This window comes from Streptomyces sp. NPDC059649 (assembly GCF_042734445.1).
Lineage (GTDB): Bacteria > Actinomycetota > Actinomycetes > Streptomycetales > Streptomycetaceae > Streptomyces.
Window position 1 is genome coordinate 1 of sequence record NZ_JBHWDV010000110.1, and the last position, 7646, is coordinate 7646.

The 7646-nt window shown below is 73.2% G+C and carries 6 protein-coding genes; 2 read left to right on the forward strand and 4 right to left on the reverse strand.

What is annotated here, in order from left to right; all coding sequences use genetic code 11:
* Positions 1-904: 904 nt before the first annotated feature.
* Genes ACFV1J_RS40080 through ACFV1J_RS40095 form a run of 4 tightly spaced genes read right to left on the reverse strand, consistent with a single transcriptional unit; the run spans position 905 to position 4440 of the window.
* A complete protein-coding gene (locus ACFV1J_RS40080; RefSeq protein WP_385866910.1) occupies positions 905-1831 on the reverse strand; it encodes an ABC transporter substrate-binding protein in 927 nt (308 codons plus the stop codon).
* 41 nt (positions 1832-1872) lie between these two features.
* Positions 1873-2544 (reverse strand): ABC transporter permease, encoded by a 672-nt coding sequence (locus ACFV1J_RS40085; protein WP_385866911.1) that lies wholly within the window; start codon positions 2542-2544, stop codon positions 1873-1875.
* A gap of 7 nt (positions 2545-2551) precedes the next feature.
* On the reverse strand, positions 2552-3223 hold the full coding sequence (locus tag ACFV1J_RS40090) for an ABC transporter permease (protein ID WP_385866913.1): 672 nt from the start codon (positions 3221-3223) through the stop codon (positions 2552-2554).
* On the reverse strand, positions 3220-4440 hold the full coding sequence (locus ACFV1J_RS40095) for an ABC transporter ATP-binding protein (protein WP_385866916.1): 1221 nt from the start codon (positions 4438-4440) through the stop codon (positions 3220-3222). The genes ACFV1J_RS40090 and ACFV1J_RS40095 overlap by 4 nt, the downstream gene beginning before the upstream one ends.
* Before the next feature lie 207 nt (positions 4441-4647).
* On the opposite strand from ACFV1J_RS40095, the gene ACFV1J_RS40100 reads away from it, so the two are divergent.
* Complete coding sequence (locus ACFV1J_RS40100) at positions 4648-6132, forward strand: aromatic amino acid ammonia-lyase (RefSeq protein ID WP_385866920.1); 1485 nt, start codon at positions 4648-4650, stop codon at positions 6130-6132.
* Positions 6133-6487: 355 nt separating this feature from the next.
* On the forward strand, positions 6488-7435 hold the full coding sequence (locus ACFV1J_RS40105) for a MurR/RpiR family transcriptional regulator (protein WP_385866918.1): 948 nt from the start codon (positions 6488-6490) through the stop codon (positions 7433-7435).
* Positions 7436-7646 lie beyond the last annotated feature (211 nt).

Here is a 7646-nt window from a genome sequence, read left to right on the forward strand (position 1 = left end):
CGCACGTACTTGGCCGTCCCGCCGCGGGGCTCGCTCGCCGTTGCGCTTTGCGGCGCCTCCCACGTACTTGGCCGTCCCGCCGCGGGGCGCCTCGCCGTTGCCGCTTTGCGGCGCCCCGTACGTACCTTGCTTGTCCGCCGCGGGGCGCCTCGCCGTTGCCGCTTTGCGGCGCCCCGCACGTACCTGGCTTTCCCGCCGCGGGGCTTGTTCGCCGTTGCGCTTTGCGGCGCCCCGCACGTGCCTGTCTGTCCCGCCGTTGGGCTTGTTCGCCGTTGCGCCTGGCGGCGGGCGTGGTGTTTTGGGTGCGGTGACAGCCCTACGGACTTCGTCCTCCGGTCTGTCCCCTCCCGTTGGTGGGTGGAAGGGGTGAGTGGGGGCGGGCGTTGTCGTTCGGCGTTGTCTTGCGTCGTGCAGTGTCTCGCGTCGCGCCGTGTCTCGTGTCGTGTGGTGTCGGGAATACCGTCCCGACCCGTCGGGTTGTGGCCCGCAAGGGGCGCTCGTATCCCTTACGGGATCTGTTCGGCCCGCCCTTAAGGGACCCCCGACGTCCACCCCCACCGTCCTCAACTTCCCCCCTCACGGGAGGGGACGGGCTGGAGGGGCCTTGTTCGTGGACGTAAAGCGAAGCAGTCCACGAATGAGGCCCCGGAGGTCCGTCACCGCACCCGACACCACCTAGCCCGCCGCAGGCGCAACGGCGAGAGGCCCCGCGGCGGGACAGACGGGTACGTGCGGGCGCGCCGCAAAGCGCAACGGCGAGACGCCCCGCAGCGCCGCAGACAGGTACGTGGGAGGCGCCGCCAAGCGCGCAACGGCGAACAACACCCGCGGCGGGACAGACAGGTACGTGCGCGGCACCGCCAAGCGCAGCGGACCCGCGGCGGGACGGCCAAGTACGTGGGAATCAGCCGAGCTTCCGCTCGGAGAGCCACGTGGCTGCCACTCGGTCCGGGTCCTTTTTGTCCTTGTCGACCTTGCGGTTGAGTTCCGTGAGGTCGGCGGTGGTGAGCGCGTTGCCGAGGGTCGCCAGTGCCCGGCGCACCTTCGTGTCGGCCTTGCGGGCGGCGATCAGCGGGACGATGTGCTGGGCGGGGACCAGGTGCCGGGGATCGGCCAGCAGTACCCAGCCGTTCTCCTTGATGTCGACGTCGGTGGTGAAGACGTTGGCCACGTCGACGTCGCCCTTCTTCAGGGCGCCCTTGACCAGCGGGCCGGACGAGTCCAGTGCCTTGAACTCCTTGAATTCCACGCCGTACTTGTCCTTGAGGCCGACCAGCCCGACCACCCGCTTCTTCATCTCGGCGGCCGCGCCGAACACCAGCTTGCCGTTGGTTCTGCGCAGGTCGTCGAGCGACTGAAGGCCGTAACGGTCGGCGGTCTCGCGGGTGACGGCGAAGCTGTCGCGGTCCTCGGCGGCCGCGTACGGGAGCACCTCCAGGCCGTCGGGCACCACCGTGGCGAGCGCGTTCTGCATCGCGCCGGCCTCGGTCTCGGTGGCCTTCTTGTCGAGGTAGAGCAGCAGGCTGCCCTGGTACTCGGGGAGCAGGTCGATGTCACCGGAGCGCAGCGCCGGGACCACGATCTCGCGGGAGCCGAGGTTGGGCCGGACGGTGGCCTTGACGCCGGCCGCGGACAGGACGCCCGCGTAGAGGTAGCCGAGGATCTGGTTCTCGGTGAAGTTGGCGGTGCCGATGACCAGTCCACCGCTGCTGTTGCCGCTGTCGCCGCCGGCGCCGTCCCCCTTGAGGGAGGTGATGCCGGAGGAACAGGCGGCCAGCAGCGGTGCCGAGGCGCCGGCGAGCAGGGCGGTGAGGGCGGTGCGGCGGTTCATGGCGGGCTCCTCGGGAGGGGCGGGCGTAGGGGCGTGGCGGTTCAGCGGGCGGCGGCGGGGCGGCCGCGGAACAGCAGCCGGGCCAGTCCGCCCAGGGCCAGGTCGGCGACCACGGCGAGTACGGCGACCAGCACCGCCCCGCCGAGCACCTGCACCAGATCGCGCTGGGCCAGGCCGTCGAAGACGTAGCGGCCCAGCCCGCCGAAGCTGACGTAGGCGGCGATGGTGGCGGTGGCCACGACCTGGACGGTCGCCAGCCGGATGCCGGTCATGATCAGCGGCAGCGCCAACGGGACCTCGACCTGCCAGAGGATCTGGCGGCCGCGCAGCCCGACGCCCTTGGCGGCGTCCTTGACCTCCGGGTCGACGGCGGCCATCCCGGCGTACGTATTGGTGATGATCACGGGTACGGCGAGCGCGACCAGCGAGACGTACACCGGCCACACGCTCAGCCCGCCGGCGAGGAAGACCAGGGTGACCAGGCCGACGGTGGGCAGCGCCCGGCCGAAGGAGGCGAGGTTGACGGCGAGGAAGGCGCCGCGGCCGGTGTGCCCGATGAGCAGTCCGACGGGCAGGGCGATCAGCGCCGCGGCGAGGGTGGCGAGCACCGAGTACTCCAGGTGCTCCAGGATGCGGGTGGCGATGCCGTCGGGGCCCGCCCACTGCGCCGGGCCGGTCAGCCAGGACGCGAGGTTCTTCAGGAGTTCGAGCATCGGGCCGTCACGCTCGCTTCCACAGCTTGGGGGCGGACCGGGCCGTGCCGCGCTGCCAGGGGGTGCACAGCCGCTGGACGGTCACCAGCAGGGCGTCGGCGACCAGGGCGAGCAGCAGGGTCAGGACCACGCCGGCGATGACCGGGGTGGGGAAGTTGCGCTGGAAGCCGTCGGTGAAGAGCTGGCCGAGCCCGCCGTACCCGATGTAACTCGCCACGCTGACAAGGGAGATGGACATCACCGTCGCGACCCGGACGCCCGCCATGATCACCGGGAGGGCGAGCGGCAGCTCGACGGTGAGCAGGGTGCGCAGCGGGCGGGTGCCCATCGCCTTGGACGCCTCGCGGACCCGGGCCGGGACCGCGTCCAGGCCCTCGACGGTGTTCCGCACCAGGACGACCAGGGTGTACGCGGTCAGGCCGGTGATCGCGGTGGTACGGGTCAGCCCGGTGACCGGCAGCAGCAGCACGAAGAAGGCGAGCGAGGGGATGGTGTAGAGGATGTTGGACGCGCCGAGGACGAAGCCGCGCAGCGGGCGGACGCGGTGCGCGAGGACCGCCAGCGGCAGGGCGATCAGCAGGCCGAAGAGGACGGCGGGGACGGCGGTGGCGAGGTGGTCCGCGGTGAGGCGGGTCAGTTCGCCGGCGTGATCGGGGAACCAGCCCCATTCGACGGTCATGCGGGGCGCTCCGCGCCGGCGGGCGCCTCGGGTGCGGGGTCGTCGGGGGCGGGAGCCTTCGCGGTGGGCTCCTGGGGCGTCCCGGCCGTGGCCCGGGCCGGTGTCGCCAGGCCGGCCGTCCGGGTGGCGTCGGCGTGGCTGCGGCCGGCCCGGTCGTGGATGGCGTCGCGGGAGGTGACGCCGGTCAGGACGCCGTCGGCGGTGACCCGGGCGACCGCCCGGGCCGGTGAGGAGACCGCCTCGTTGAGGGCCGAGAGCAGCGAATCGGTGTCCCGCAGCGGCCGGACCGCCGCCAGTTCCGCCTCGCCGGCCGTACCGCCGGCCGGCAGCGCGTCGGTGTCCAGCCAGCCCAGCGGTTCGCCGCGCGGCGAGGTCACCAGGCGCCAGCGCCCGCCGTCCCGGCCTATCGCGCCGACGGGTTCGTCGGCGCGTATCGCCCGGCCGGGCGCGTGCGGCACATCGGCGAGGGTGGTGAGCGAGAGCAGCTTCAGACCGCGCTCGGGGCCGAGGAAATCGGCGACGAAGTCATCGGCGGGACGGGCCAGGAGTTCGGCGGGTTCGGCGCACTGGACGAGCCGGCCGCCGGTGCGGAACACCGCGATCCGGTCGCCCAGGCGGACCGCCTCGTCGATGTCGTGGGTGACGAAGACGACGGTCTTGCGGAGCTCCTCCTGGAGCCGCAGCAGTTCGTTCTGGAGCTGGGTGCGGACGACCGGGTCGACCGCGCCGAACGGCTCGTCCATCAGCAGCACCGGCGGGTCGGCGGCGAGCGCCCGGGCCACTCCGACGCGCTGCTGCTGGCCGCCGGAGAGCTGGTGCGGATAGCGCTTGCCGGTGTCCGAGGGCAGGCCGACCAGTTCCAGCAGTTCCGCGGCGCGGGAGCGGGCCTTGCGGCGGCCCCAGCCGAGCAGCAGCGGGACGGTCGCGATGTTGTCGAGGACCGTACGGTGCGGGAAGAGGCCGGACTGCTGGATGACGTAGCCGATGCCACGGCGCAGCTCGGCGGCGTCCGCCTCCAGGACGTCGCGGCCGCCGACGCTGATCGTGCCGGAGGTGGGCTCGACCATGCGGTTGACCATCCGCAGGGTCGTCGTCTTGCCGCATCCGGACGATCCGACGAGGACGGTGACGCCGCCCTCGGGGAGGTCGAGGGAGAGATCGTCCACGGCTGTGGTGCCGTTCGGGTACCGCTTGCTGACTGCGTCGAATCTGATCATCCGCTGCCCCTTGCCCGGCCTGCATAGTGTCATGCAGAGTCTTAGGCACATGAATAGAAGTCAATAGGTGGGTGTAAACCCTGTGTGACAACGCGGATTACCCGAGAGTTCTTCCAGCTCTCCGCTCCGCCACCGTACGGAACCCGTTGTCGGAATTCGGTCCACAAAGCGCGTTATAAGAGGGAGTTGAGCCCCTTGATTTCCCACATGCTGGACAATGCCCGCCGGTCCGGCAGGCGCATCACCCTCGACGGCACCGGGCTGCGCACCGCCGACGTCGCCGCCCTCGCGGACCGCACCGCCCGCCCCGCGGCACCCGACCCCAAGGCCCTCGCCCGCGCCGCGGAATCCTGGGACACCGCCCGCCGCCTCGCCGCCACCGGACGCGTCTACGGCCGCAGCACCGGCGTCGGCGCCAACCGCACCGAGGACGTCGAGGCCGCCGACGCCGCCCACGGCCTCCGGCTGCTGCGCAGCCACGCCGGCGCGATCGGCGACCCGCTGCCGGGCCGCGAGGTCCGGGCGATGCTCGCGGTCCGCGCCAACCAGCTGCTCGCCGGCGGCGCCGGCCTCAACCCCGCGGTCATCACGGCCCTGATCGCCGCCCTGGACGCCGGCGCCCACCCGGTCGTCAACGAACACGGTGCGGTCGGCACCGGCGACCTGGCCGCGCTCGCCCAGACCGGCCTGGCACTGGCCGGCGAACACCCCTGGCACGGCACCCCCGGCGGCCGCACCCCGGCCCCCGTCGCCCTCGACAACAACGACGCCCTCGCCCTGATCAGCAGCAACGCCCTCACCCTCGGCCAGTCCGCGCTCGCCCTGGACGAACTGCGCCGGCTGCTGGCCGCGTCACTGCCGGTCGCCGCGCTCTCCCTGCTCGCCGTCGGCGGCTCCTACGAACCGTTCGCCGAACCGGTCATGCTCGCCCGCCCGCACCCCGGCTCCGCGGCCGCCGCCGCCCGGCTGCGCACCCTCTCCGGCGTGCCGCCGCGGCCCAGCCCGCCGCTGGGCCGCATCCAGGACCCGTACGGCTTCCGCTGCCTGCCCCAGATCCACGGCCCGGCGCTGGACGCCGCCGACACCCTGGAATCCGTGCTCACCGTCGAACTCAACGCCGCCGCCGAGAACCCGCTGATCAGCATCGAGGACCAGGCCGCCTACCACCACGGCAACTTCTACGCCGCCCACGCCGCGCTCGCCCTGGACACCTTCCGGCTGGCCGTCCTGCAGACCGCCCGGCTGTCCACCGCCCGGCTCGCCGCCCTCTCCGAACCGGACCTCACCCGGCTCCGCCCCTTCCTGGGCGACGCCGCCCCCGCCAGCTCCGGCGTCATGATCCTCGAATACGCCGCCGGCGCCGCACTCGGCGAGATGCGCGCCGTCTCCCACCCGGCCTCCCTCGGCCACGCCGTCCTCTCCCGCGGCGTCGAGGAACAGGCCAGCTTCGCGTCCCTGGGAGCCCGCCAGACGCTGCGCGCCGGCACGTACTACCGCCAGGTCCTCGCCTGCGAACTCGTCGCCGCCATACGGGCGTTGCGGATGCGCTCACTGGAACCCGACCCCGGCCTCCCCCTCACCACCGCCTACACCCGGGCCGCCGAGGCCCTCGACCCCCGCATGGAGGACCGGCCACTGACGGACGACGTGGCGGTGGCGGCGGGCCTGCTCGACGAACTGGCGGAGGTATGAGCGCCATGAAGACGCCCGTGACCGACCGGACCGACACGGCCCCGCACCCGGCCGGGCGGCGGCCCGCGCCAGCGCACCGTGCTTCTCGGGGGCTGGCCGGCCGGCCGGAGGGTGTGCGTGCGCCGGGGCGCGGGTGTGCGGATGGTCGGGACGGTCTCGTTCGGCTGGATGGTCGTGCGTACTGCGCGCGGGCGGGTCGGCTGCGGTGTGCGGGGGCCCGTATGCCGGTGGACGGTGGCCGGGACGGTCTCGTACGGCCGGATCGTGATGCGTATCGCGCGCCGTTCCGAGCCAGGAATTCCGTACAGTCGGTCGACACAGGAAAAGGCCCGCACCGGGCCGGGAAGAAGAGGCGATGAGCGGGGACGGGGACAACGGTCTCGGCACCGGCGGTGAGCCGGGGGAGCGGGCCGCGGAAGTCCGGGCCGAGGAGGCGCGGGACGCGACGGCCGGCCGGGTCACGGACGCGGACACCGGCACCGCCGCCCGCCTCCAGAAGCTCTTCGAGGGCCACCGGCTGACACCCACCCAGCGCCGGATCGCCCACTGCATGGTGCGCCGGGCCGCCGACGCGCCCTTCCTCTCCAGCGTCGAGCTGGCCGAACTGGCCGGCGTCAGCCAGCCGTCCGTCACCCGCTTCGCGGTGGCGCTCGGCTTCGACGGCTATCCGGCGCTCCGCCGCCATCTGCGCGAGGTCGCGCCCACGGAGAAGGCCGGCGACGACGGCACCGCCAACGAGTACCAGCAGGCCGTCCAGGCGGAGATCGACAACCTCCGGCACCTGGCCGCCGCGCTCGCCGACCCGTCGCCGGTGATCGAGGCCGGCCGCCTCTTCGCCACCTCCCGGCCACTGCCCGTCCTCGGCCTGCGCGCCGCCACCGCCCAGGCCGCCGGGTTCACGTACTTCGCCCGCAAGGTCCACCCCGACGTCCGGCTGCTGGACGAGGGCGGCACGATGCTCCCCGACCGGATCGACGCCGCGGTACGGGCCGGAGCCACCACCCTGCTGTGCTTCGCGCTGCCCCGGCACCCCCGCGAGGTCGTCGAGGCCCTCGCCTACGCCCAGGGCGCGGGGCTGACCGTAGTCACCGTCGCCGACAGCGCCTTCGCGCCGGTCGCCCGCCACACCGACCTGCTGCTGCCCGCCGCGGTCGGCACCGGCCTCGCCTTCGACACCGCCTGCGCCCCCATGCTCCTGGGCCGCGTCCTCCTGGAGGCGATGTGCGACGCCCTCCCGGACGCACAGGCGCGCCTCGAAGAATTCGACGCCCGGGCGGCGGCGCGGGGGCTGTTCGTCGACTAGCCGTTCCGCTGCGCTTGGCTTGGCCGCCCACGTACTTGGCTTTCCCGCCGCGGGGCTTGTTCGCCGTTGCTTGCTTTGCGGCGCCTCGTACGTTGTCGGCTGTCCCGCCGTTGGGCTTGTTCGCCGTTGCGCCTGGCGGCGGGCGTGGTGTTTTTGGGTGCGGTGACAGCCCTACAGACTTCGTCCTCCGGTCTGTCCCCTCCCGTTGGTG